The sequence below is a fragment of the Streptomyces sp. NPDC007905 genome, assembly GCF_042959345.1.
In the GTDB taxonomy this organism is placed as follows: domain Bacteria; phylum Actinomycetota; class Actinomycetes; order Streptomycetales; family Streptomycetaceae; genus Streptomyces.
In genome coordinates, this window is record NZ_JBIBKS010000048.1 from 1 (window position 1) to 24,168 (window position 24,168).

Consider the following 24,168-nt stretch of genomic DNA (forward strand, 5'->3'; position numbering starts at 1 on the left):
AACACCCAAAACACAGCCGAACTCTTCTCAGAGAACCCCCAACACCCCAGCTCACACCCACCCACCCACACCAACTACATAGCCCTCAATCACACCAGACAACACGCGCCGGCGACGCACGTGACCTTCCGGATCCTGCCCCTGGCGCACGAGGAGCTACCCGAACACGACTCCAGAGCCTCGTGGCTACGGTTCATGAACTCGCCGGGGATCGACGTGCAGCTGGCAGGCATGTCCTGGAGGTTGCCGGACCGGCCGTGGGTCGCCCACCACGCCGTCGTCGACCCGCCGGTGGCCGCAGCCATAGCGCCCCAGTTCAGACAGGACGCCAGTCCCGCCTACCTGTCCCGCTACAGCGAACTGGGCGATCTGCTGCCCGGGCAGCGGGCCCACCGCAGCGAGGCGCCGTCCCCGTATGTGGGGCGCGGGGCTGAGATCACCGCGATGGCGAACCGGCTTCTGCAGGGCGTCGCACGGCGGGCGGCCGCCCGCCCGGATATCCCCTCGGGGCAGCCGCAGCACGCGGAGCAGTCGGCTCACCAGCAGCCTTCACAGCGGCACGCACCACGCTTGCCGTAGCCGCGACGGGTTCGGGCGCACTGTTCGAGGAATCGCGTAGGCACGCGGAGACGGTGGACGCGCAGGGCGTCGGCTACACGGGCGCTCGCTGCAGCCGAGGACGGTGGCGGTGTGGTTGCCGGACGGATGTGCGGCGGTGTCGCAGCGGATCGGTGCCCGGCTTGGCGCCAGGCCGCCCGTTCCTGACTGCGGCCGCGGTGGGAGTCGTAGCCGGCGTCCAGGTGCACGGTGACGTCGTCGGGTAACGGCCCCAGGTCGTCCAGACGGTCCAGGGTCGGGGCGAGCAACGGGGAGTCGTGGCGGTTGGCGCCGGCCAGTACACGACCCAGTGGAATGCCGTACCCGTCCGTCATGCCCGAGCGTTTCAGGCCCTGTTTGTCGCGGTCGACCGGTGAGCGACCGGCCACCTCGCCGCCTCCGGGCGCCTTGGTGATCGCGGCAGGTGGGCACCCGGCTCGCCGAATTCGCGATGCTCGGACTGGGCGTGCTCGGCTTCCGCGGCCGCATCGGACGCTGAGCCGGCAGGGACACGGCAGCACCCCGTCGGGGCAGGTTCTCCGGGAGCCGGTAGGGACGCCGAGCGCTTGTGAAGCGTGTGCCCAGGTCTGGGCCCCGGCCAGGCGGGCCAGGGCGAGGGAGACGATGTGCCTGCCGGTCGAAGCCGACGGCCTCGCCGAGGTCGCCGACGGGAAACAGCGCGTTCGAAACTCGTTCGGCGGGGCTCCCGGAAACGCGGGGAAGGACCTTCACATACTGCTCAGCGACCGGGCGTAGTTGATCTGCCCCATGATCGCCGGGAACGCGCCGGGACCCTGCGCCGGGACCATCGTGGAGTGGTGCCGGCCCGCACTGGTCACGCTGACCTGGATGTAGCCGGTGGTCCGCTTCTCCTTCATCAGCAGGAAGAGCAGGCCCAGCAGGCAGAAGAGGAAGAAGACGACGGCGAGCACGACGGCGTGCGTTGGGATCCGCTCCTCGGTGTGCGACAAGTCGGTGGCGTTCCACACAGCGCCGCGCAGCGGCAGCTGTCCGGCCGGAGTGATGATCTGGTCGCCGGTCACCATGATGTCGCCGATCGCGAGCAGCACGCCGCCGCCCACGGGCCCCGGAGCCGCGAACGCCCCCGGAGCCGCCTGCTGCTGCGGGAACCCGTGCCCCTGCGGCCCGGGCACCGGGTAGCCGTAGCCGGGCGCGCCCGCGGGCTGGGCCGGGTAGCCGTAGCCGGGGCCCGCCTGGGGCTGCGCGGGGATGCCCGGGGGCTGCGCGGGAGCCACCGGAGGGTGCCCGGGTCCCCACTGGTCGCTCGCGCCGGTCTGCGGATACGGCTCGGTCATGCATGGTCTCCTTGATCCAGCGAGCCCCGCCGCTGCGGGGTGCGCGGCGAGGCCTGGGGGTGGTGGTCGGCGTCGTGCGACGTCAGCGATCAGAAGTCAGTTCGGGACGCTTTGATGGTCTTGCACTCGAGCTTCTTGGCGTCCTTGATCTCGTCCGCGGTCACCAGCGCACCAGCGTTCTTGTCAGTGAACTTCTGGCCCGGGGCGAGGTTCTCGGCGGTTGACATGAAGTCGTCGACCTTCTTGCCGTCGGCCAGGACCTCGCCCTCAACGAAGTACGAGTATCGGCGGTCGCCGTTGTTGGCGTAGTCGACGTGGATGGCCATCTCCGTGATGCCGAAGTCGCCGGTGACCACGTCGCACTTAGTGAGCTTGAAGTCCTTCATGACCTTGGACTTCTTGGCGCCGCCGGTCTTGGACTTGCCGTCGCCGACGGTGGTGGAGTCGTACGACTTGTCGAGCTCCTTACTGGCGTTGTCGACGGCGGAGAAGAACAGGGCGTTCATGGCGAAGAACATGATGATCGCTACGGCCGACGTGATGAGGCCGGTGATGCCGGCGCCCTTGCCCTTGCGGACCTTGGCCGCCTTGGAGAGGCCGATGGCGCCGAAGATGATGCCAAGGATCGCGAGCGGCCAGACGACGACGTTGAGGACGGGGATGAAGCTGACTACGACGGCGATGATGCCGAGGACGAGTGCGGTGGTGGCCAGGCCGTTGCTGCCGGGCTGCTGGGGCTCGCCGTAGCCGGGCTGCTGGGGCTGGGGCGGGTACTGCTGGCTCATGGTGCTCCCCACGGGTTTCTGCTGTGTTTGCGCGTGGGTGACCGGTGAAGGACCTGTGTGGTTGCCTCGCAGATACCTAATGTGATTAGTTCGTGATTGAACTTTCCTGATAGGCAAAAAATTTGGCGTGCAGGGCGTGGCTGTGGTGTTTTGGGAGGTCATCGGCGGTGACGGCGGGATCGGGCAGGGGCCTCACCTCGGCGTCGGCGGTGGTGGGCGGCCAAGCACCTCCAGGGCGCCATCGCCGCCGAGGAGGGCGTTCGACCCCAGCCGTCCCGCCGGAGCTCGGCGGGTGGGTCAAGCGAGCACTGCAGGACCGCCGGCCTTGTGGCATCCGGGCCGTGTGCTGGGGCAGCATCGCCACATGGTCAACTACGTGCCCTCACCTGACGAGGTCGCCGCCGCGCAGACCCCCAACGGCGCCTGGACGCAGAAGCAGCTTGCGGAATGGGATGTCCCCTGGCCTCCGCCGAAGGGATGGCGCAAGCACCTCGAGGCGAAGTGGCGGGGCGAGGACGTCGGGCCGTTGCCCCGTGAAGAGCCGGACCAGGACGCCCTGTTCTGACCCTGTCCTACCAACAACGCCCGAAGTAGCCGAGGGGCCCGCCGTCGTGAAGACCGGCGGACCCCCTCCGTCCCACGCGACTCCGGCCGCCGCACCGGCAACCTGCACCGGCCCAAGCGATACAGCCGCCGCCTGCGCGGAGTCTTCTACCTCTCCGCGCAGACCAGCATCATCCGCGACGGCCCCAACCGGGAGTACTGCCTCAAGAATCGAGAATCGCAGTGAGGGGCTACAAAAACGTGCAGGCCGTCATCGCCCTCGCACGACGCCGCACCAGTGTGCTGTGGGCCCCCTGCGCGTGATCAACGTCGACTCACGCAGCGATTACGCAGTGGTGTTCTTCTTCAGCGTCTGCGTCACGCTCGTCAGGCATGCCTTCATGAACTCGCCCCGGTCGATCGCGATCGAGGTGTACTGGTTGCTCAGCGACGTGTAGAAGTCGGAGCACGTCGAGTCGTTCGGGGTGAACACCTCGTTGCCCGCGCTGTCGTATGTGCCCTGCTGGATCGCACCCGACGCGAAAATCCCCATCAGCGTGGACTTCCCGAACGTCGGCACCTTCTTGATCACCGTCTTCGTGACCGTCTTCGGCGGCTGGTTCTTCAGCGCCTTCGCCTCGGCCTGCGCCTTGTGTTCTCCCTTGCGCGCGGCGTCGACCTGGCTCTGTCCGTACATCCCCACGGTCACCGCAGCAGCGATGGCCAGGACAGCGACTCCCGCCGCACCCGCCGCGAGGAACTTCAGCTTGCCCCCGCCTCGCTTCTCCTCGATCTCCGGCACCTCCGCCACCAGTCCCTCGACCGGCAGCTCATCCGTCTCGCTCACTTGCTCAATCCTCCCCAGTGCGACAGCTTCTCGGTGCCTCCCCTAGGCCACGCCGCCGCGGGTGAATCTTCACGGTTCAACTACCTCACGTCAAGTGATCGCCCCGCCCGTAGATCATTCATCACCACATCCGGAGCGAGTGTCTCCGTGAGGATTGATCAAGAGGGGGGCCTGTGGACAAGCGTCATGTCGCCGGGTACGTCATCACGGGGGTGGCGAGTCTTACCGTAGGGACAGTGATAGGTACGGCAAGCGGCACGGAGGCATCACCAAAGGTCAGCCCAACCGTCGCCAGAGCGGTCGCTGTACCGACATCAAGCGCGAGCGCTAGCAGCGAGCCGACGCCGAGTGCGAGCGAGAGCTCACCGCCGGCGCCGAAGAGTGACTGGTCGCCGCAGGAGTGGGCTCAACAGTTCAAGGCGTTCACGGTGAAGCACGGGACAGCTCAGCAAAAGGCCGTGGTTAATCACGTGACGAAGCTGAAAGGCATCGACGGGAACGCCGATGGCTGGGAGGTACAGAACGAGCTAAAGATCTACACGAACTACCAGGGCGAGGCGTTCAGTCACGACTCGGATGCGGAGCTGATCATCGACGCCCTGACCGACTGGCAGTCGAGCGAACAGGGCGACGTCAGCGTCTACGTCTACAACGCCAACGGTGCCGACGAAGGCACTGGCGACCTCTGAGTCTCAGAAACTCCTCTTGAGCAATGCCCAGGGAGGCACGAGCGTTCGTGCAACCGCTCGACGCAGCACGCCCGATCGGACGATTCCCACCATGCGGCGCTACTGAACGGATACCTGCGCAACTGGACCTTTGGCCGTACGGCTGAACTTCCGACTCACGCACAGCGGTTCGCATGACGGCGGCGCCGGCATCACCGGGAAACCTCCGCGACGACCCAAGATGGTCGATACATCCTGATATGCACCTTATGGCGCTGAACAGTTCACTGCGCTGCTGAACTACATGCTGAACTCTTTACTGCGCTGCTGAACTCTTTTGTGCTGTTCAACACGACCTGTCGGACGAGAGGAAACAGTTCAGCGCCCAAGGCTTTGACCTGGGCACTGAACTCTTCTCTGCGCAGCTGGAATCGAGGATCTGCGCACTGATCTGTTCAGTGCGCAGACACCCGACGGTGCGGCTACTTGGGGCGTTCGTAACCGACGAAGAGGCCGTGGGTTCAAATCCCGCCACCCCGACAGCCGAAACAGCAGATCAGGCAGGCACTGGACTCAGCACCTGCCTGATCTGTTTCTCTCTGCGTGTCTATCCCCGCCTGCCACGCAAGCGGCTTGACTCCGTCATTGAGACTCGCTCCGCTCCCCGCGCGCGGCCCGGCCCCGGCCGGGCCGGCGCTCATGTCTCCGCCCCGCTCCAGCCCGGCCGGCGCCCGTGCCGCTGCGACTCCATGGTCTCCATGATGCAGCGAGCCCCGCCGCTGCGCGGTGCGCGGCGAGGCCTGCAGATGGTGGTCGGCGTCGTGCGACGTCAGCGATCAGAAGTCAGTTCGGGACGCTTTGATGGTCTTGCACTCGAGCTTCTTGGCGTCCTTGATCTCGTCCGCGGTCACCAGCGCACCAGCGTTCTTGTCAGTGAACTTCTGGCCCGGGGCGAGGTTCTCGGCGGTTGACATGAAGTCATTGACCTTCTTGCCGTCGGCCAGGACCTCGCCCTCAACGAAGTACGAGTATCGGCGGTCGCCGTTGTTGGCGTAGTCGACGTGGATGGCCATCTCCGTGATGCCGAAGTCGCCGGTGACCACGTCGCACTTAGTGAGCTTGAAGTCCTTCATGACCTTGGACTTCTTGGCGCCGCCGGTCTTGGACTTGCCGTCGCCGACGGTGGTGGAGTCGTACGACTTGTCGAGCTCCTTACTGGCGTTGTCGACGGCGGAGAAGAACAGGGCGTTCATGGCGAAGAACATGATGATCGCTACGGCCGACGTGATGAGGCCGGTGATGCCGGCGCCCTTGCCCTTGCGGACCTTGCCCGCCTTGGAGAGGCCGATGGCGCCGAAGATGATGCCAAGGATCGCGAGCGGCCAGACGACAACGTTGAGGACAGGGATGAAGCTGACTACGACGGCGATGATGCCGAGGACGAGTGCGGTGGTGGCCAGGCCGTTGCTGCCGGGCTGCTGGGGCTGGGGCGGGTACTGCTGGCTCATGGTGCTCCCCACGGGTTTCTGCTGTGTTTGCGCGTGGGTGACCGGTGAAGGACCTGTGTGGTTGCCTCGCAGATACCTAAAGTGATTAGTTCGTGATTGAACTTTCCTGATAGGCAAAAAATTTGGTGTTCGGGGCGCGGCTGTGGTCTTTTGGCAGGTCATCGGCGGTGACGGCGGATCGGGCAGGGGCCTCACCTCGGCGTCCGACCGCGATGCGTCACGCGCCTCACCGTCGTCACCCGCAGTGCGGTGTGATGCTTCGCGTTGAGGAAAACGAGTCGTCCTGGTTGCCCAACACAACGTGTGTGGGCGTCGATGCGCGGCGGTGCGGACAGCACGCCGTACTGCCGCCTCCGTAGATTGCTGCGCTACTCCAGGCCCAGCACTCTTGCGGCCGTGCCCGGGGCCGCGCCCAACGTCGCGGCAGTGCGGTACACCCAGGAAGCGAACGCCTCATCCGGTGCCGGCGCCGGAACCACCGGCAGACGACGCAACACGACCGCTCCGGCACACCTGTCAGGCGCCGAAGTGGAGGTGCGAGGCCCACAGGGACGGGGTGAGAGGTAGCCGGTCGCGCAGTGCCCGGATGGTGGTGTGCAGTGCGTGGGCGGCGCGGCCGGTGTCGATGTCGCCGTCCTCGTCGGTGAGGTGGGTGTAGAAGGTGTCCGCGATGTCGGCGGCGCAACTGTCGTCGATCTCCCAGAGGGTGCCGATGACGTGGGGGAATCCGGCGAGTTGGAAGGCGGCGGTCAGGTGGATGGCCTCGTCGAGCAGCCGTAGGTTGCCGGTCTGGGTGGTGGAGCAGGCTGACAGGTAGGCCAGGCGGGCGTGGTCGAGGTCGACCGGCGACAGGCTGGCGACGGTGAGGGGATCGTGCTGCCAGTCGTGCAGGAGCAACATGCTCTGGGAAGGGTCGGTGGGGTGGCTGACACCGTGGCAGGCGAAGTGCGCGATGGTCGCCTTGGCCAGGTGGGAGAAGACAGCTTCCCTCGTGGGGAGTTGTACGCCCGTGCCGTCGCCGTGGTCGGCACCGGGCTCGGTGAGCACGGTCGGCCGGGGCAGCCGGTCCCGGAGCCGGCCGGCCTCCCACGCCGCGCCTGTCAGTCGGCCCTGACTGCCGAGAGCGGGTGTCGAGGGCATCGCCACGATCAGTGTCCGGTCCTGGAGGGGCGCCCGGTTGCCGGCCCGACGTGCGTAGCGGAGGGCGCTGATGGTCGGGGTGTAGGAGGAGACGACCCGGTCCAGGGCTGTCCGGTTCCCCGGGCTCCGGCCGCCGGGTGAGCTGTGGTGGCCGGCGGCGTGCAGGGGCAAGAGGCCGAGCAGACCACCGGGCGCCCACCACACCCGCGGCCACGGTTCCCCGGCCGCGGGAGGTCCGCGGTGCCCGAGGGTGTCCAGGACGGGCCCCACGGCCGTATCCCAGAGCCAGGCCAGAACCTCCCGAACTCGCTGCTGGGCGGCGGCGCGGTCAGCGTCGGGATTGGGGTGGCGCTGTCACGTTGTTGGGTGGGTAGGGGTCTGATGGTGTGTTGCGGCGTGGTGGAGCCCGGTTCCGGGCTGTGGTCAGGCCGTGGCGGCGGAGCCGGCGACTCCGGTGATGTGCTCCCAGATTGCGAAGCGGACGGTCATCTCGGCTCGGTAGTCGTGTGCGGACACCAGATGGCGGCGGGGCCGGAAGTGGGGTGAGATGCCGCTGAATGCAGACAGAAACCGCTGTGCTCCGCCCACGGAGCGGAAGCCTTTCATCGCCCGTTCGCGTTGCCTGGTGGGCTGGTGGCTGTTCTCCGCCCGGTTGTTCAGGTACTTCGACTGTCGGTGCTCGACGCAGGGCATGACCTCGCGGAGGGCCGCGCCGTAGGAGCGGAGCTTGTCAGTGACGACCACCCGCGGCGGCGTGCGGGTCTTCTTGAGGAGCCGGCGGAAGAAGCATCGAGCTGCGGCCTTGTCCCGCCGGTTCTGCACGAGGACGCCGAGGACGTGCCCGTCCTGGTCGACGGCCCGCCACAGGTACTGCAACCGCCCGTTGATCTTGATGAAGACCTCGTCCAGGTGCCACTTGTCCCCGGACTGGGGCTGCCGGCGGCGCAGCGCGTTGGCGTAGGTCTGCCCGAACTTGCCGCACCAGCGGCGGATCGTCTCGTAGGAGACGACGATCCCGCGCTCGAGCATCAGTTCCTCGACCTCGCGGAACGACAGCGGGAAACGGAAGTACAGCCACACACAGTGGGAGATGACCTCGACCGGGTACCGGTGACCCTTGTACGACGGCGACGCGCTCCTCACGGACGACCCTCCCCAGGTTGACCAACCCGAAGATCATCCCACCGGTCAGCCAACGTGACAGTGCCGTCGGGGGCGAAGCAGTGCGCGGCCCGGTCGGTGGTGTCGCCGACTTCGGTGCCGGTGTGGCCGTGTTCGTGCCAGATGCAGCACCAGCGGCACCAGACGCGGAGACTCTGCCCCTGGTCGTGGTCCTCGATGAAGCCGGGCACGACGGGGGTGTGGTCAGGCTGCGGGGTGTTGTGGCTCATCAGCTCTCCAGGGCGGTGTCGGCTGTGGAGCGTGCTGAACAACGGCCCACGCACGCGCGCCTGACGCCTCGGGGCGCAGGTCAGCCGAACAGATATCGATCTACTACGCATCAAGTTGCCGCCAACAGTGGGGGGCGTGCTGTTCAGCCTCTTACGGTGCAGTGGGGTGGGTAGGCATTGCGGTTGGGGCCGCCGTGATGCGCTCAAAGCCGACCTGTCAGTCTGTCTTCTCCGGCTCGGGCTTGGGCCGGGGGGACGGAGGTGTGTAGCCGAAAGACAGGTTGGAGAAGTTCTTTCCTTGCAGTAAATAGCCGTTGACGGTGCCGCCGCTCAATTCATTTTGCACGTCACCGAACAGCGTGTCGGCGTGCTGGGCCGCTGTATTCGCCCATGCTTCCAGTGCGCAGCGGAACTCCGAATCCTGGTTGGCTCGCTCTTCCAGAACTGTGCGCAACTGCTGCGCTCGTTCCCGGTCGATGGGTCGCAACTGTAGGCGTTCCAACTCGACTGTTCCGGCCGGCTGCTCTCGGGTCGGACGTCGTACCAAGCTGGTCAGCTGCTCCAACAGGTATTTTCCGAATTCGCCACCCGCGCCACTGGCAACTGCCGCCAATATGGCCAAGGAGATGGGCTCCATGTGCACCTCCGTGATTGCTTTAGCCGGCACTGTCTCCGACGCTTGTCTGCGGCAGGGTCTGCAACTGGGCATAAAGGTTGGCCGAACGAGGGTCCCCGATCTGCTCGTACACAGAGATCGCTTCGGCCCAACAGCGAGCCGCCAGCGCTGGACGGTCCCGTGTGACCAGCACTTGGGCTAGTTGGTCAAGCGACTCAGCAAGACCCCATAGGTGGCCGATCGAGCGGCGCACGGAGACCGCTTCGCTCAATGACTGGGCAGCCGAGTCGAGAGCTCCCGAGGAGCGCTGTGCCATACCGAGGTCGTGGAGACACTCGCCGACTCCGTACTGGTAGCCGATGGAGCGGTGGATCGATAGGGCCTGGGCGAAGGTGTCAAGGGCTACCTTGACGTCACCCTGGCGAGTGTGGAAGCCGGCGATGTTGTTGAGTGTCGTTGCTTCGCAGTAACGATTGCCGCTAGATCGGTGCAGCTCGAGTGCGCGCTCGTACATGGCCAGCGCCTCTTGGTGTTTCTGCTGAGCTTCTCTCAAGGCTCCGTAGTGGTGCAGTGTCTGGCCGACACCGTAGGGGTCCTGGATCTCGTGGCGAATGGACAGGGCGCGTTCATAGCTGTGTTCTGCTTCATCGAAGCGGTGCATCTGTTTGAGGCCGATTCCGAGGTTGCTGCGAATCCACGCCTCCGCGTACCTGTTCCCAAGTTCTTGTGTGGACGACAGCGCCGCCTGGAAAATGGCGACGTAGTCCGCCCACTGGCTCCTCAGGCGCAGGAAGGTGAAGCAGACGAGCGGCAGACGCCAGGCCACCTCGTGGAAGCCCGAGGGGCCAGCAGCCAATGTGGCCGCGGCGAGGTTCACCCTTTCGGAGTCGAACCAGCCCAGAGCGGTGGGCCAGTCGCGAAACTCCAGCAGGACGGCTGGTTGTGCCGCGCCCAGGTCTATGGTTCGCCGATGAGGGTTCAGTGCACTGTCTGCAGCCGCCGCGTTGCACAGGTAGAAGCCGAGCATCGACTCGACGGCTTTGCGTGCGCGCCGGGAACATGCCTTGCGGGCCGCTAGCTCCTTCGCGTAAGCGCGCAGCAGGTCGTGGCAGCTATAACGGCCCAACCGGGGCTCGCTCAGTAACGAGCTGCTGGTCAGTGTGTGCAGCACTTGCATGGTCCGCTCCACTGGCAGGCTGAAGAGCGCGGCAGCAGCAGGCAGGGACAGCGCGGGCCCTGGGTGCAGTCCAAGTAGCGGGAAGGCGCGATGTGCCACGGTCGGCAGGGCCCGGTAGGACCAGGAGAAGATGGCACGGACGTTGGTCTGGAGGTCATCGTCTCTGCTCAGCAGGGTGATCGCTTCTCGTTTCAGTTCATCTACTGCCGTAGCCAGGGGCAGGGACGGACGGCTGAGCAGGTGCTCGGCGGTGATGCAGAGAGCGATGGGAAGGCGGCAACACAGCGCGGCAAGGTTGCGCGCGGCCTCCTCGTCCGAAGCAAGTCGTTCCGTTCCAGCGATCCGCGCCATCAGTTCCAATGCCTCGGACAACTCAAGGACGTCGAGGTCGAGGCGGTGAGCACCGTCGCGAGCTACCAGTCCATGCAGCTGATCTCGGCTTGTCACCAGCACCATGGTGCGTGACTGCCCGGGCAACAGCGGGCGCACCTGCTCCGTCGACGCGGCGTTGTCCAGCAGGATGAGCAACTGCTGTTCGGCTAGGAGGGACCGGTAGAGCGCTGTTTGTTCGTCCAAGGTCGCCGGGATCTTCGGGCCGGGGATGCCGAGGGCACGCAGCAGTTGGGAGAGGGCCTCTTCATGAGTCATCGGCTGGCCCGCATCGTAGCCGCGCAGGTTCAGGTAGAGCTGCCCGTCTGGGAACAACGCGGCCCGGGCGCGAGACCAGCGCAGTGCCAAAGCTGTCTTACCGACCCCCGCTGTGCCGCACAGCGCAACACGCGGGGGGATTCCGGAATCGAACCGTCCGAAGCCGTCGAGTTGGGCGAGGTGTTGCTGGCGTCCTGTGAAGTGGGGGGTGTCGAAGGGTAGCTCTCTAAGCAAAGTGCGTGGCGGCGAGGGCGGCTCAGGCCACAGACCCTGGGGGGCAATGACAGTCCCGGACTGGATCAGTATGCCGTTGACGGTCCCCCCGTTCATGCGGTTGCCGATTGACGCGTCACTGCCCGGACCCGCGAGCCACCGCTGCGCTCGCTGTGTCCAAGCACCGAGCGCGCGGGCGAAGGCGGGGTCCTGGTCGGCCCAGCTGTCAAGCGCTGCTGCCAACGTGTGTGCGCTCTTCAGGTCGGAAGGCGTGTCGCGCAACCGCTCGAGTTCCTGTGCGCCGCCGTCCAAGGACTGCCTGCGTTCGGGGCCTACCAGTAGCTCCAGTTCGGCCCACAGTTGACTACTTGAGCCTCCCCGGGATCCGGCTGCGAGCGCCGCGAGCAGCGCTGGTGGCAGTGCCTTCATGCATACCTCCCAAGGCCGGTCCCTACCCACCCGATAACTTGTCAAACCAATCTATGTCTGGATCTTTCTGCACTCAACCGCGTAAGCCTGCGGAAAATCGACGCACAGTTCCACCCATGACCGTCCCGGTCCTTCGCTGATACGCGAACTCGTGCGCGGGTTGGCACTATCTCCAGGGCCTGCACCCTTCGGGCCGCCGCCGTCGTGCGCGCGGCTCCTGGGCCTGCACGCACACACAAGAGGGGTGGAGGGCTTTGACGGCGGTCATGAACGGCGGGTGCTGGGTCACTCCCAGCGCGGTGTGCGGCATGGGAATCGTCACGTGGTGCGCCCGCTACGCCGAGGACGGCGGCTTCGACCTGCCCGCGCTGATCCCGCAGGTCTACCTCCACTACGACCCCTACACCCGCCGCAGCGGCAAGCAGTCCGGCGCGCTGCCCCGCCAGCGGATGGACTTCCTGCTTCTGGCCTCGGACCGCTCCCGCATCGTCATCGAGGTCGACGGCGTCCAGCACTACGAACAACCGAACCCGACCGACGAGAAGGGGCGGATCACGCACACCGCCGTGCCACGGTTGTACGCGGAGATGGTCGCCGAAGACCGCCGACTACGGCTGGCCGGATACGAGATCTACCGCTTCGGCGGCTGGGAACTCACCCAGCCGCACGCCGGACAGCTGGTGGCGGACTTCTTCACCGAACTCCTCGCCCGACACTCGAAGCCGACCCCGTAGACCGACGCCCTCGCCTTCGAGCTGTAGCTGGAGAGCGGCAGGGGCACCGGTGTCAGCGAGGTGCTTGAGCACTGCGCAGCCGGCGGCGTGGGGATCGCCATCAGCACTGGAGTCAGGCGGCGGGCACGGACCAGCTCACAGGCGCGTCGTCTTCTGTCGAGTAGACGACGGTGGCGGGCCGCTTACCGCCGGGCACATTGAACACGATCTTTCCACGGACGCATCCTCCGGTGGGTACGTCCGGGTAGGCCGGCTGCGAGAAGTCGTCGTACTGCAAGTCGGCGGGCTTGGCACGCGCCCCGTCCGCGTAGGACAGCTGCCACGGCTCGTTGCTGACCGAAATCTCCCCGGTCTGGTCGCACACCTTGACGTCGAGCGCGGCCCATACATTGCCCGGGGCGTGGATCTCGTTGGCCGCGGACTCCGAGGCGTGCACGGGCTGTTCGTAGCCCAGGACGGTCGTCGTGACGCTGTATGCCTCGTATTCATCGTCGCCGGGGCTGCTGCTCTTGTGCAGCTGGTGGAACGCAAGCGTGCTGGGCGCGGTCGCCTTGCTCACGGTGGGGCTCAGGCTGCTGCTTGCCACTGTCGGCTCCGCAGCGGCGCCCGCGTGGCTGGGCGAGCAGGCAGTGAGTGCGGCTGAGGCAGTGAGCAGAGCGGTAGTGGTGATGGCGCGGGTGCGCATGAGTGGTGTTTTCCTCCGGGCCTGGCGGTACAAGTAGCCCCGGCCTGCGTGGGGACGGACTGGGGCGGTGTGGGGGGAGGATCGTTCGCGCCGCCAGTGACAAGACCACCGACGAGTGCTACATGCGTAACTTACACATACGTTTCATCTTTCAACTACTGCAGAGCTGTCAGGTTGTACGTGACGCCGGTATCGCGCCCACCGGGCTCGATGGGCGATGTCCCGCTGATCGTGAGCAGCGAGCCCACAGTGGCAGGTAGGACGTGCTGACGCCCCGCCGCGTGGGAGCACGGCAGGGCTTTGAGGGCGGACGCTATGCGGTCTTGCAGTATGCGCCGATGGCGGTGTTGATCTGCTTGGCTTCGGCCGGGCTCACGGTGTGCGTGCTGTTGCTGACCCGGGGGGACCTGCTGCACCGCGGGTGGCGTGGCGGGTGCGAGGTACGGAACATGGGTACGCGTGCCGGGTTGCGCAGGTAGCACTTGCTGCCCTGTCGCTTCTGCCCTGCCCAGGGCGCAACGAGCTTTTCAGATCGAAAATGCGCGGCCGCCGGCGAGTCTGCTCCAGGCTTCATCCCATTCCGGCAGTTGTCTCCTGTTCAGCCTGCAACCGAGGAGGAATGCGCGCAGCTGGCGGTTGTCGGTGGGGAGCGCCTGGCGGTTGACGATCCGCGCGAGCGTGCTCAGGGGTAGCTGCGTGGGGCCGCCGGCCAGCTCTTGGACTTCACGCAGCGGAGGAGCTCCGGCCCGCTCATAGAGGGTGGCCAATGCGAGGCTGCACTCGGCCCAGTTGGCGATCAAACGGGCTCTGGGGGCCCGCAGGAGCAGGCTGCCTCGTTCCTCCATTCGTGCGTTCACCCATAACGCGTGCAGGTCATGAGGGCGTGACACCGAACGCAGCCGGTCAAGGGCCTGCGGCGGGGCGGCGAGGCTACAGGTGTCGACGAACTCCATCACCCTGAACCACCTCGGCACATTCACGCCGGAGGCGGTTCGTTTGTAGGTGGCGGCCGATGCCTCACCGATTTTGGCCATGCCGTCGTAGGTGACCTCGGCGAGCTCACGGATGTTGCGAAGTCTGAACGCCATCGCCGACCGATGGTAGGGACCGGTGATGGGCTTCTCTCGACGCCCCATGGCTGCTACCTGTTGTTGGCGAGGGCGAGGACGCCGTGCGCGAGGGCAACCAGGAGACGGCGTCCGCCGGTTACCCCGAGCGTCACGAGTACGCCGATGGCGCCGCAGCCGAGCAGCAACTCGAAGGTGGCTGCAAGCGGCATGCCCTCGCTGTGGAGGATGCAGCCGATCGTTGGAAAAGTAGTCGTCGGCAGCACCTGCGCCAGCGAGAGGCGGTGTGGGATCGGCTCGCCCGCCGGATCGGACGGCAGCGCCTTGGCGGGCTGGATATCGGGTACGACGTGACCGCCGCGAGGTTTTGACATGGTGGGCCCCTGAGTGTTCGGTGCGGGGCCCGATCAGGGCCCCGCACTGGGTGCAACCCGCTTCTATAGCCGCGCAGTTGGCGCTGCGCGACGCACGGGCACTGGCAGTGTCCCAGTAGATACCGGGCTTCTGGAAACCCAACCGGCATATCGAATGCACCTATAACACCGATTTGTCACCCCGTTCACTCACTGGCGTCCACGAAGCAGTTACTCGCCAGTAGATTCTTGGGGCGGCGGCTTCTAGCTGGCTCTATGCACCTGAACCCTCATGGCCCGACACCGCGAACGGGGCACTTTGCCCCTCACTCGCCTGCGGAAGATGCAGATATCTATGACCGAGTAGATATTCGCTCATCCATGTACAAATCGCTCTTGCTGCAGTCCCGCCTTCGGACGCAGACTGTTCCACAGGAACGGGCAGCTACTGCCCGAAGAGCCCTGGTCCACTGGGTGCAACCAAGATTCAAGGGCATCGGCGGAGTCGTGTTGGCGCACATCCCGCCCGAAGGGGGGAGGCAGACAGCCTCCCCCCTTTTTTTTGGCAGGTGCAGGAGGAGATGCACGAAGACGGCCACCCGATCGCGCTCGTCTGGGGCAAGGACATCGTGGACGTTCTGCGGCAGCACGGCCACGCCACGATGAGCGCGGTGCAGCGGTGGCTGGAGCAGAGCTTCCCCCGTCCCTGAAGTCAGGAGCGGTTCGGGGCCGCGCACCGCGGTGCAGCTGCGACGTCTTCAGGCACCGAGCCCCGGCGAGAGTTTGCGGCACTGGAAGGAGGGCTGCCACGCCTCTTCGAGCCGGGTCGGCGGAGGCCCTGGGCAGGGCGCGCAGGCGGTTCTCCTGCTCGTGGTTGAGGCGCGCGGGCAAAGTCTCCTCACGCGAGGGGGTCGGCCGGATGCCTACTCAGGAAGCGGCAGCGCTCGGTCCGCCCGCACCCCTCCCTGGCGCGCAGTCGTGCACGTCCAGCTGCACAGCCCTACAACTGTGCAGGGGGTCGATGGTGCAGCTGTCGTGAACGTCATCTGCGGCCTTCTGCGAGGGCACGGCTGTCCTCAGACGACATGACGAAGACCAAGCGGCTCGCGGACTGTTCGCCATCCTCGACCGTGACCCGGTACGGCCCTGGGAGCGGGAAGGTGAGTTGTGCCCAAAGGTCATCCCCGTCGGGGTGCGGCCGGACTCGGGTGTCGGCGGACAAGTTGCCGTCGGTGATGAACGTGCACCGCACCCGGGCCGGGGTTAGGGCACCGCGGACCTGAATCTCGCAGGGCTCTCCCGCTTCCACGACCTCCGGTAGGGACAGGGAGATGCCGTCGCGTGAGGGCAGTCCGATGCCGCCGCCGGCAAGCGCTGGTGAGGGTGGCTCTATTCCGAGGTAGTCGTCTTCCGAGAGCAGGGCTCCTACGTACGTCATCACCTCGTGCTCCGCGATGAGCGAGCCGTTGCGCACCTCGACGAAGCAGTCGGCGCGCGTGGGTGAGCTGGCGGAAACGCGGGGCACGAGGCCGTCTCCACCCGCATCCCATCGCAGGGGAGTTCCCTGGGCATCAAGCACAGGCGTTCCCTCGCTCGACAGCCGCGGCATCGTCTCGAGCGTGCGGACCTTGTCATGGGCGAGATCCACGCTTTGGACCGTGCGCTGTCCTACACCCACCACGGCGTGGATGCGCGGCAGCAGAGCAGCTACGTCTGTGGTCTGCCGGGTGTGCATCGCCTCCGCCGCAAGTGCGGTGTCACCACCCAGTTGGTGCACGTCGCTGAGTTCCAGGTGCCGCAGGCCGCCGTTGTTCTCGACGCACCGGTAGTCGGGAAGCAGATCGTAGAATCCCGGTAGGGTCCGCATGAGGTCCCGCATACGGCGGTATGGCACAGGCATCGGTTCGGACTGCGGCTGCGAGCTCAGCATCTCCACTGCCCTGGGGACGCCGCGGAAGGGTGTTCCCAGGCACACGACAGTCCGGGTGTTCTCCGCTAGCCACGCGTCCTGGTTCAGCGCCGCACAGGTGACGACCCCGCCCAGGGAGTGCGCGATGATCACGAGGCGGGGCTCGGGGTCGTCGGCCAGGGACCAGCGCGCTTGTGGCACCGCCGGGTGGGCGCGCCAGCGCTCCAGGTGCTTGCCGGCCGCTTGCGCCAGGAGACGGGCGTTGTGCGCCGCCGGCAGTCGCCAGTCGTAGGGGAACTCGAGCACGGCGTCGGGGTGTGCGACGTGGTCGCGGATGCGGTCCAACAGGCGACCGTAGGGTTCGAGGGCGCCCAGCATGGGGGCCCAGGCAGGCGTGCTGAGCAGGGAGACGGGGCGGACGCGGCGATGGTCGCCCGCTCGCTCGTCGTCCGTGAGCCGCAGGGCGTCGACCCCGCCGCGCATCCAGGCGCGCGGGAGCCACTTCGAGGGCTCGTGACCCCACAGGCGTTCGCCGCTGTGGGCGTCCACCAGGACGCTGCCCATGAAGCCGGGCACGACGACGACGGCGTCCACTGTGGGCTCGTGTCTCGGGTGCGGTGCGTGGGGGCGCCGACTCGAGCCGGACCGGGTGAACTGCGCCTGGTCGACCTCGTACTGGTAGGTGTTGACGAGTGCGTGGTTCCAGGAGAGGCGGTGCTGGGCATCGCTGTCGACGTACTCGCCCACTCTATCGCCGCGTACAGCAGTGTTCTGCACGACCCACCAGTCGTCGGCGTCCTGGATGACGGTGCCTGGATCGGACGGACCGCGTGCGTTCTTCCTCCCCGCTCGCGTCACCTCCTCCAGGTCACGCACCTCGTCGTCGCTGAGCGAGGCGCGCAGCACGTGCCCGGCGGCGCCCTCGATGTCGAGCCCGAGCAGGCGGGCCGTCTCCGAAACCAGTTCCGGTAGATGGTCGCCGACCTCTGCGGCGAGTTCGCGTACGAGTGCGGGGTGGCGTGCACGCTCATGCCGACCGAGCCGTGCCACGCGGTCCACCACCTCGGTGCGCAGCAGAGCGGCGTCGGGCGTGTCTGCTCTGTCCTCCCGCCGGTACAGCCGCAGGTCGGCCACCGCGACGGTGAGCAGCGGTACCTCGGCGGGGCCAGAAGATTTGGCCGCCTCGCGTGCCTGGCCGAGCAGGGAGCGAGCGGCGCGGAAGCGTCCGAGGTCCTCCTCGACGCGGGCGCCGCACACGGCGATGTCCACGAAGGCCTCGGTATTGCAGGCGCGTGAGGCGAGTTCCAGCGCCGGCTCGACCAGGGCCCGGGCCTCGTCCGTCCGGCCCGCTGCAGCCAACGCCCGGATGCGCACTGTGGACAGCCCTGCGTCCTGGTTCACATGGTCCGGGCGTTGATCCAGCAGAGTCAGCACCTGATCGGCCTGGCCGTCCGCCAGTCGGACAGTAGCGGTACGCAGGGCCTGGCGTCCCCATGTCTCGTCGTCGGCTTGGCGCAGTAGGTCGGGTCCGACGGTGAGGCCGAGGCGTTCGGAGAGGTACACCTGGCTGCGGGCGGGCAGTTCCTCCATGGCGGAGTTCAGGAGGGGGCCGATTTCGGGAAGCCACCGGCGGTCGAGAGTTTTGGGTGCCTGGCCGAGAGACAGCCGGTGGTAGAGCTCCTCTGCACGATGTTCGGCCGCGTTGGCAGGGTCGATCTCAGACTGACGGGCGTAGTAGTTGATCGCCCTGCGGTGGATTCTGTTGACGACCTCCCCCGCGTCGCCGCGGAGCATCGGCAGCATGACACGGCGTACGTCGGTTCGGTGGACGACGGCTTCCTGCCCCGGCACGTCCGCCACCAGTGCGGCTTCGTCGCGGAGTTGGTGGAACAGAACACGGGCCCGTCGCTCGTCGATGCGGCCGAGGCCGCACGGTGCCGCCAGGACCCTGCGGATGACGTCCGGTGTCACGCGGCGGACGGTGAGTCCCGGGCTGGCGATGCTGCGCAGCTGCGGGTTCTCCAGATGGTCGAGGATGCGTCGGTAGAGCACGCCTTGCCGTTCCTCGGGCTGGAGTCGCAGCTGGACCAGGCGGCGCAGGGCGGGGTCGTGCAACGCTCGTGGTCCTTGCCTGCGGAAGAGGTCGGCGGCCAGTTTCAGGCTGAGGGGGTCCGATCCCACGGTTTGGGTGATGGTGTGTACCGCTGCCTCGTATTCTGGGCCGTCGCCAGGCAGCAGCCGGCGCAGGAAGGCGCGGGCGGTGGTGGGATCGAATCCTTCCAGGGGCAGGTCCGTGAACCTTCGGGAGTCGGCCGGTGCGCGGCCGGCGGCGACGATGTGCAGCGGTGGGCAGGCGTTCTGGAGGACTTCGAGGAAGTCGACGAGACGGGCGATGGCGAACGAGCCGATGTGCTGTGCCCGTTCGAAGGTGTCGAGGAAGAGCAGGATCGGCCGGTTCGTATCCGGCAACGCTCTGGTCACCAGATGAGAGAACAGTTGGGCGAGGCTGCGTTCGTCGTGGGCGCGTCCCGACCTGGGCCCTTTGCTGCCCTGCTGCTCGCTCTCGGCCCTGGCGTCCGCGTTGAGGGTGGTCCGTACAGCCTGCTCCAGTTCGCGCGCCGCTCGCCCTTCGAGCCCGGGCAAAAGCACCCGCAGCTGGCGCAGAGCTTCACCGAGCAGGGTGAGGGGCTGTTGCGGCACCAGGTCGGTGCGGTCGAAGGGGAGGTATACGAAAAGCAGTTTCCGCGCGGGCTCGGCCCGGGTGATGTGGTCAAGGGCGAACCGGGCCACCAGGGTGGATTTCCCCACGCCTCCGGGCCCGTGGATCATCAGCCAGCGGTGGTTGCCCTTCACGGGGTCGATGTGTCTGGCCAGCTCGTCCAGTTCCGCCTCGCGCCCGCAGAACATCGGATCGGCGAGTGTCTCGAGAGGCTCGAGGAGCCGGGCCAGTTCGATGTGCCGGACGAGCTCGTCAGGGTCGGGCAGGGGCACGGCTTGTTCGGCGAGGGCGGCGCGGGCGTTCGGTGCGTCGTCGAACCAGCGGACGAGGGTGAGTAGGGCGTGCAGTTCTTCGGCGCCCCTGTCGGCGAGGGCTGGCGCGGTGCCCGTGAGCAGTTGTTCAGCGCAGTCGCGGGCGGTGTCGTGCCCAGCCGGGACGCCCGAGCGTAGTGCGGTCAGCAGGTTGTCGCGTGTACGCAGGCGTTCCAGCGTCGCCGTGCGCACGGCCGGGACAGGGCGCCACCGTCGACCCCGGCGCGTGTGGACCCGATCGCAGTCGCGGGTGAGGAACTCCCGCAGTGCCTTGGCCTCGGCGCTGTCCTCGCTCTCTTGAACCTCCAGCTCCGCCGCGTCGAAGGCACCGAGCAGAGCGGTCTTCTCCCGCAGCATCCACCGCTGGGGGGAGATGTCGTCGGGGTCCGGCAGGACAGCGCCGAGCGCGGGGTCCTTCAGGAGGTTCAGGATGTCGCGCGAGGTGAGCTCCCGCGCCGACGAGGACTCAGACACCGGTTCCTCCGTACCTCTGGTACAGCTGCCGGCCGCGCACCGCGGCAACGGCGGAGACCTTCTCCAGCGGCAGCGGCGCGTCGAGGTCGTGATTGGCGCCGATGGTCTCGCGGAGCACTTCCGTGACCAACAGGTCGGCGACTTCGGGCGTCATCTGGGCTCCGACGCTCGTTGCGATGGCGCAGAAGAACTCGCGTAGGTCCTGGACGCGGATCGGGCCGAGGTGGGTGCGCCACACATACGGATCGACCGACGGATGCAGTTGTCCGCCATAGGCGATGAGGACGATGCTCAGCCGGTCACCGGTCTCTCCGTTGGCGGCGGCCTCCGCGAGGTTCTCCACCAGCCGCAGTGCCTGGGGCGTCAGCTCTGTCCTGACCAAGCCATCGAAGACCAGCCAGAGGTCCTCCCGCGCGTCCCGCATGTGCTGCTTCGCACGGTTCACCACTCGTCTGACCTGGGCGTCCTCCGTGGCGAAGGTGTCGCCCTGTCCCAAGTCCCATCCGAGCTGGTCGCTGAGTTCGGCGACGATGTCGCGCACCTCGACGGGCTCCGCGTAGGCTGAAAAGTCGATCTTGTACGGTTTGACGCCGTGCCCGTCGAGGACGTGGCAGAGCAGGAACCACGTCCACGTCTTGCCGGACCTGCGTGCACCGTCGACGATCAGTACCCGGCTGCCCCGCGTCTCCAACATGTCACGCAGGATCTCGCGCAGGTGCCGCCGGTCGATGAACGCCCTGGGCCGTCCCGGGCCGAGCAGCAACGCCGCGCACGGGTCGGCGTTCCCGGCGGGGACCTCCTGCGTGAGGAGCACCTTGAAGATGTCGTGGGCGGCGCTGTTCGCATCCTCCGAGACGATTTCGATCAACTGCCTCAACTTGCCCATGGCAGCGGCGTGTTCCAGCACGCAAGGCCAGTCGTTGGCCATCTTGCCGCTCAAGGTCACGTCGGCGGGCCGCAGGCCGACGGCCCTCATGAAATGCCGGACAGTGTCCTGCACGTCGTAGACATCCAGCAGAACGTCGAGCAACTCGCGAGCCTGCGGATCCTCCAAGGTGAAGACTCTGCGGTCGAGCAAAAGTGCCACGGTCTCACCTCAACCCCGCGTTCGCCATGCCGGCGACGACCCGCTCGATTCTGACACCCTCGTTGCGATACTCGCGCTGCTCACTCAGCTTTCCCGCTCGCGTGTAACAACGGTGCAGCGCCACGAGCCGCCACCGCTCGTCGAAGACGGGCGCCCCCGACGATCCTCGGTCGGTGTCGGTCCAGTACTGCACGACCTGATCGTCGGCGTAGCGGACCACATTGTGCCGCGCAGCCAGCTTCTTCACCCCGCCGTGGGGGTGCTGAATGATGTAGACACGGTCCCCGGCCTCCACAGTGACGCGGTCGGGAATCAGCACCACGACGGCTTCTTCAGGCATGGGCTCGAGGACCCTGATCACCGCCCAGTCATCTTCGGCGTCGCCGGTGACGGAAGCAGGGTCGCAGGCCACGCTCACGTGTTCCAGATCGCGTCCGTCGAGGTCCTGCTCGTATCCGAACCACGCCTCGACCTGGGCCATACGGCTAGCGTCCGGCCCGTGCAATACGTGATGGTTGGTCATCAGCAGATCGGCGCTTACCCGGAATGCGGTGCCGTGATACCGCTGCCCTTGGCTGTCCGTCACGCGCAGCCGGCAGACCGCCGTGGCCTGTTCCGTTCCTCGTCGGAGGAAGGCCACATCTTGGAACGTGTTGTTGGAGAAGATCTGCCGCTCTAGGGAGTCGGGGTCGGTGAAGTGCTTCCAGGTGCTCGGCGGGGGCTCCGGCTCCGGAACCTCGAGAACCGGGCGGTCACTGATCAGTTCCTTCAGACGGTCCGCGACAGCCAGGTCCGGACCTTCCTGGATCTGCGCAAGCAGCGCCCTCAGTTTGCCCTGGTTGCGTGCGGCGGTGATCAGGTCGAACCAGACGCCGTACACCGGCTGCTGCCACGGCACGTGCTGGGTGGCGATCCCCGCCTGCCGCGCCATGGCCTTCACTGCGGCCGGCTCGTCGTAGAAGGAGGCGAGCAGGTCCCGCAGTTCGCGCGCGCCAGGGTCGCTCCAGTCGAAGGGGAGGCTGTCCAGGAAGTGCGTCATCGGTGTCACCTTGTCAAACGAAGCGTGCGCGCCGTTACTTCTGCGGTTGGAAGGACCAGTAGGACCCGCCGGCGTGCGGCACGGACACCAGTCCGAAGCGCTTGGCCGGCGGGAGGGCCTGCCGCAACAGCCCGTATACGTCGGCGAGGACGGACCTGTGGTCGCCCACGTACGAGTGGCTCATCAGCCCGGTGTCGAGCTCGGTGGCGTCGATGGTGTTCAGTCCCGGGGCCACGACGATTCCGTCCCCGGACTGACCTGCGCGTGGGGAGGCGGCCAGTGTGCGAGAGACTTGCAGCGCCCGGTCGGCGGAGGAGGCATAGAGCGTGCAGCCCTTCGCCTGGCGAGCGATGCGCGGCAGGCGCTGCCGGAACACCTCGGCGTCGACGTCGGGGGCTGCGAAGATCACCTGCCCGAGTCGACCGGACCCGTGGGGCAGGCTCGTGGTGTCGAGGTCGGCGAGGGCTTGGGTGAGCAGCCTGTTGCCCATGCTGTGGGCGATGACGTGCAACTCCCGCACGCCCGTCTCGGTCAGCACGTGGCGCAGGAACTCCTGGAAGTACGGAACGGAACGGCTGACGGCGTTCTCGTCTGCGACATAGCCGCGCATGGTGCCCTTTGACGGCCAGCTGTAGAGCATCGGGACGCCGGTGAAGTTCAAGTCATAGGCGATCTGTGCGGCGCGGATCGCGGCGTCGGGGAACGTCACGTTGTATCCGTGGACGAAGACCAGTGCCTGCCCGTCCTCGCCCTTTGCGAGCCGTGTGCGGGCCAGTTGTGCGAACTCTTGCGCGGTCGACGTGGTCACCGAGCCGAGGGTCGCGGCCTTGGCGGGGTCGTCGCGGAACCGCAGCCGCCACAGGCGGGGCTTTTCCGCGGCACCCATGCGGTGGTCGTCGGGGATGCCAACGCGCAGCTCTCCGTAGGTCAAGGCACCGCGCTCCACACCGAAGCCGGTCTCTCCCGGGAGGGTTGCCCGATCGGTGGCGTACAGGACGGGCATCAACAGAGCGCGTTGCCATGGGATCCAATCCGGCGGCGGGGGCTCTGGCCCGAACCGTTCCTGACTTTCCGCCAGGGAGTCGAACTCCGCGAGCAGCAGTGCACCGAGGGGCTCGTGCGCCTCGAAAGCCGCGGCCACCTCACGCGCCGCCGCGTCGACGGCCTCCTGCTTCTCTGGCGTGAGAACAGTACCTGAGGTCTGCTGTAAGGCATCCAGCGCGCGCAGTGCCACCAGCACGCGAGCCTCGAAGCGCTCCAGTTCCGCGCCATGCAGGAACTCTTCTGCCTTCGGCCAGACGCGCGCCACCGCCGGCACGAGCGGCCCCCAGTCCTCCACTCCCCACCCCCAAGGACTCCACCGAGCCAACAGAACGCCTCGGCCCCCCCGCGCATCATAGAGCGCGCAGGACCAGGACGGCCTTCATCGCGCGGTAAGCGGAGTCTCGTCCCCCTCCCCAAGCCGTACAGGACGCGACGGCGGAGCAGGCTACCCGTCTGCTCAAGCTCGGCCACGTCATGGTCGCGGCACGCGATCTTGGCTGGCGTGCATCCGGCGTCGGATGCACCCGGCTACCTGGTGACGGGCGTGAAGCCACCTTCTGTTTTTCCTTGAATGTTGAGTGCGTCACAGCTCACATGTTCGCGTCCGTCCACCAGGCGGACGCCCCCCTGGGAACGGCCTGAAGCCGTGTCACCATCGGTTGGACGGCGCGAGCTTCGGTCTGAAAAGGCCGACGGCTCCCTGCTCGCAACAGGAAGCCGTCGTATCCAAATCACCGGCCCTCCGAGAAAAGAGAGACCAGCCATCGACAGTAAGACTAGTAGATTGTCGCGGCTTAGTTTTGCTGTGTGGTTGGGTAGAGGTGGCGTAGTTTCACGCGTGCGTCGTCGGTGGTGAAGTGCCAGTCGA

21 protein-coding genes and 2 pseudogenes are annotated in these 24,168 nt (G+C 66.8%); 6 read left to right on the forward strand and 17 right to left on the reverse strand.

Annotated elements, in window-relative coordinates:
- Positions 1 to 579: hypothetical protein (locus ACFZDC_RS40555; protein WP_391331943.1), on the forward strand; the 579-nt coding region annotated here is incomplete at its 5' end.
- A gap of 185 nt (positions 580 to 764) precedes the next feature.
- Here ACFZDC_RS40555 and ACFZDC_RS40560 read toward each other — a convergent pair.
- From ACFZDC_RS40560 to ACFZDC_RS40570, 3 genes and pseudogenes are all read right to left on the reverse strand, one after another.
- Positions 765 to 1,013 (reverse strand): annotated as a pseudogene (locus ACFZDC_RS40560) (transposase); the annotation flags it as partial.
- Between the two features lie 312 nt (positions 1,014 to 1,325).
- Positions 1,326 to 1,913 (reverse strand): hypothetical protein, encoded by a 588-nt coding sequence (locus tag ACFZDC_RS40565; protein ID WP_391331944.1) that lies wholly within the window; start codon positions 1,911 to 1,913, stop codon positions 1,326 to 1,328.
- Positions 1,914 to 2,002: 89 nt separating this feature from the next.
- On the reverse strand, positions 2,003 to 2,698 hold the full coding sequence (locus ACFZDC_RS40570) for a DUF4190 domain-containing protein (RefSeq protein ID WP_391331945.1): 696 nt from the start codon (positions 2,696 to 2,698) through the stop codon (positions 2,003 to 2,005).
- A gap of 364 nt (positions 2,699 to 3,062) precedes the next feature.
- Here ACFZDC_RS40570 and ACFZDC_RS40575 point away from each other — a divergent pair, with 364 nt between their 5' ends.
- Together ACFZDC_RS40575 and ACFZDC_RS40580 are read left to right on the forward strand one after the other, a co-directional pair.
- Positions 3,063 to 3,263, forward strand: a complete 201-nt coding sequence (locus ACFZDC_RS40575) for a hypothetical protein (RefSeq protein WP_391331946.1) — start codon at positions 3,063 to 3,065, stop codon at positions 3,261 to 3,263.
- 69 nt (positions 3,264 to 3,332) lie between these two features.
- Positions 3,333 to 3,565: pseudogene (locus ACFZDC_RS40580) on the forward strand (IS110 family transposase); the annotation flags it as partial.
- 22 nt (positions 3,566 to 3,587) lie between these two features.
- Here the strand turns inward: ACFZDC_RS40580 and ACFZDC_RS40585 are convergent.
- Positions 3,588 to 4,088 carry a hypothetical protein gene (locus ACFZDC_RS40585; RefSeq protein WP_391331947.1) on the reverse strand — a complete coding sequence of 167 codons (501 nt, stop codon included), beginning with the start codon at positions 4,086 to 4,088 and terminating at the stop codon, positions 3,588 to 3,590.
- Between the two features lie 470 nt (positions 4,089 to 4,558).
- Here ACFZDC_RS40585 and ACFZDC_RS40590 point away from each other — a divergent pair, with 470 nt between their 5' ends.
- A complete protein-coding gene (locus ACFZDC_RS40590) occupies positions 4,559 to 4,777 on the forward strand; it encodes a hypothetical protein (RefSeq protein WP_391331948.1) in 219 nt (72 codons plus the stop codon).
- Positions 4,778 to 5,592: 815 nt separating this feature from the next.
- Here ACFZDC_RS40590 and ACFZDC_RS40595 read toward each other — a convergent pair.
- The 6 genes from ACFZDC_RS40595 to ACFZDC_RS40620 form a co-directional block, all read right to left on the reverse strand.
- Positions 5,593 to 6,264 carry a DUF4190 domain-containing protein gene (locus tag ACFZDC_RS40595; RefSeq protein WP_391331949.1) on the reverse strand — a complete coding sequence of 224 codons (672 nt, stop codon included), beginning with the start codon at positions 6,262 to 6,264 and terminating at the stop codon, positions 5,593 to 5,595.
- Between the two features lie 516 nt (positions 6,265 to 6,780).
- Positions 6,781 to 7,698, reverse strand: coding sequence for a CHAT domain-containing protein (locus tag ACFZDC_RS40600; RefSeq protein WP_391331973.1), 918 nt, complete (start codon positions 7,696 to 7,698; stop codon positions 6,781 to 6,783).
- 129 nt (positions 7,699 to 7,827) lie between these two features.
- Positions 7,828 to 8,547: an IS6 family transposase gene (locus tag ACFZDC_RS40605; protein ID WP_391331951.1), complete on the reverse strand. Its 720-nt coding sequence runs from the start codon at positions 8,545 to 8,547 to the stop codon at positions 7,828 to 7,830.
- Positions 8,544 to 8,795, reverse strand: a complete 252-nt coding sequence (locus ACFZDC_RS40610; RefSeq protein WP_391331952.1) for a hypothetical protein — start codon at positions 8,793 to 8,795, stop codon at positions 8,544 to 8,546. Before ACFZDC_RS40610 ends, ACFZDC_RS40605 begins: the two co-directional genes overlap by 4 nt.
- A gap of 217 nt (positions 8,796 to 9,012) precedes the next feature.
- Positions 9,013 to 9,432 carry a hypothetical protein gene (locus tag ACFZDC_RS40615; RefSeq protein ID WP_391331953.1) on the reverse strand — a complete coding sequence of 140 codons (420 nt, stop codon included), beginning with the start codon at positions 9,430 to 9,432 and terminating at the stop codon, positions 9,013 to 9,015.
- A 19-nt stretch (positions 9,433 to 9,451) separates the two neighbouring features.
- Positions 9,452 to 11,878: a tetratricopeptide repeat protein gene (locus ACFZDC_RS40620; protein WP_391331955.1), complete on the reverse strand. Its 2,427-nt coding sequence runs from the start codon at positions 11,876 to 11,878 to the stop codon at positions 9,452 to 9,454.
- 308 nt (positions 11,879 to 12,186) lie between these two features.
- Here ACFZDC_RS40620 and ACFZDC_RS40625 point away from each other — a divergent pair, with 308 nt between their 5' ends.
- On the forward strand, positions 12,187 to 12,612 hold the full coding sequence (locus ACFZDC_RS40625) for a hypothetical protein (protein WP_391331956.1): 426 nt from the start codon (positions 12,187 to 12,189) through the stop codon (positions 12,610 to 12,612).
- Positions 12,613 to 12,724: 112 nt separating this feature from the next.
- Here the strand turns inward: ACFZDC_RS40625 and ACFZDC_RS40630 are convergent, their stop codons facing one another.
- From ACFZDC_RS40630 to ACFZDC_RS40640, 3 genes are all read right to left on the reverse strand, one after another.
- The gene (locus tag ACFZDC_RS40630) at positions 12,725 to 13,198 is read right to left on the reverse strand and encodes a hypothetical protein (RefSeq protein WP_391331958.1); all 474 of its coding nucleotides are present in this window, start codon (positions 13,196 to 13,198) and stop codon (positions 12,725 to 12,727) included.
- A 626-nt stretch (positions 13,199 to 13,824) separates the two neighbouring features.
- Positions 13,825 to 14,385 carry a hypothetical protein gene (locus ACFZDC_RS40635; protein WP_391331959.1) on the reverse strand — a complete coding sequence of 187 codons (561 nt, stop codon included), beginning with the start codon at positions 14,383 to 14,385 and terminating at the stop codon, positions 13,825 to 13,827.
- Between the two features lie 53 nt (positions 14,386 to 14,438).
- The gene (locus ACFZDC_RS40640) at positions 14,439 to 14,738 is read right to left on the reverse strand and encodes a hypothetical protein (RefSeq protein ID WP_391331961.1); all 300 of its coding nucleotides are present in this window, start codon (positions 14,736 to 14,738) and stop codon (positions 14,439 to 14,441) included.
- A gap of 560 nt (positions 14,739 to 15,298) precedes the next feature.
- Between ACFZDC_RS40640 and ACFZDC_RS40645 the strand changes: the two genes are divergently transcribed.
- Positions 15,299 to 15,427 (forward strand): hypothetical protein, encoded by a 129-nt coding sequence (locus tag ACFZDC_RS40645; protein ID WP_391331963.1) that lies wholly within the window; start codon positions 15,299 to 15,301, stop codon positions 15,425 to 15,427.
- A gap of 332 nt (positions 15,428 to 15,759) precedes the next feature.
- Here ACFZDC_RS40645 and ACFZDC_RS40650 read toward each other — a convergent pair whose 3' ends face one another.
- Genes ACFZDC_RS40650 through ACFZDC_RS40665 form a run of 4 tightly spaced genes read right to left on the reverse strand, consistent with a single transcriptional unit; the run spans position 15,760 to position 23,595 of the window.
- Positions 15,760 to 20,130 (reverse strand): AAA family ATPase, encoded by a 4,371-nt coding sequence (locus tag ACFZDC_RS40650; RefSeq protein ID WP_391331965.1) that lies wholly within the window; start codon positions 20,128 to 20,130, stop codon positions 15,760 to 15,762.
- Positions 20,123 to 21,217 carry an effector-associated domain EAD1-containing protein gene (locus tag ACFZDC_RS40655; RefSeq protein WP_391331967.1) on the reverse strand — a complete coding sequence of 365 codons (1,095 nt, stop codon included), beginning with the start codon at positions 21,215 to 21,217 and terminating at the stop codon, positions 20,123 to 20,125. The genes ACFZDC_RS40650 and ACFZDC_RS40655 overlap by 8 nt, the downstream gene beginning before the upstream one ends.
- Before the next feature lie 4 nt (positions 21,218 to 21,221).
- Entirely contained in the window at positions 21,222 to 22,256 is a 1,035-nt protein-coding gene (locus ACFZDC_RS40660) for a trypsin-like peptidase domain-containing protein (protein ID WP_391331969.1), read from the reverse strand.
- A gap of 34 nt (positions 22,257 to 22,290) precedes the next feature.
- Positions 22,291 to 23,595, reverse strand: a complete 1,305-nt coding sequence (locus ACFZDC_RS40665) for an alpha/beta hydrolase (RefSeq protein ID WP_391331971.1) — start codon at positions 23,593 to 23,595, stop codon at positions 22,291 to 22,293.
- Positions 23,596 to 24,168: the final 573 nt, after the last annotated feature.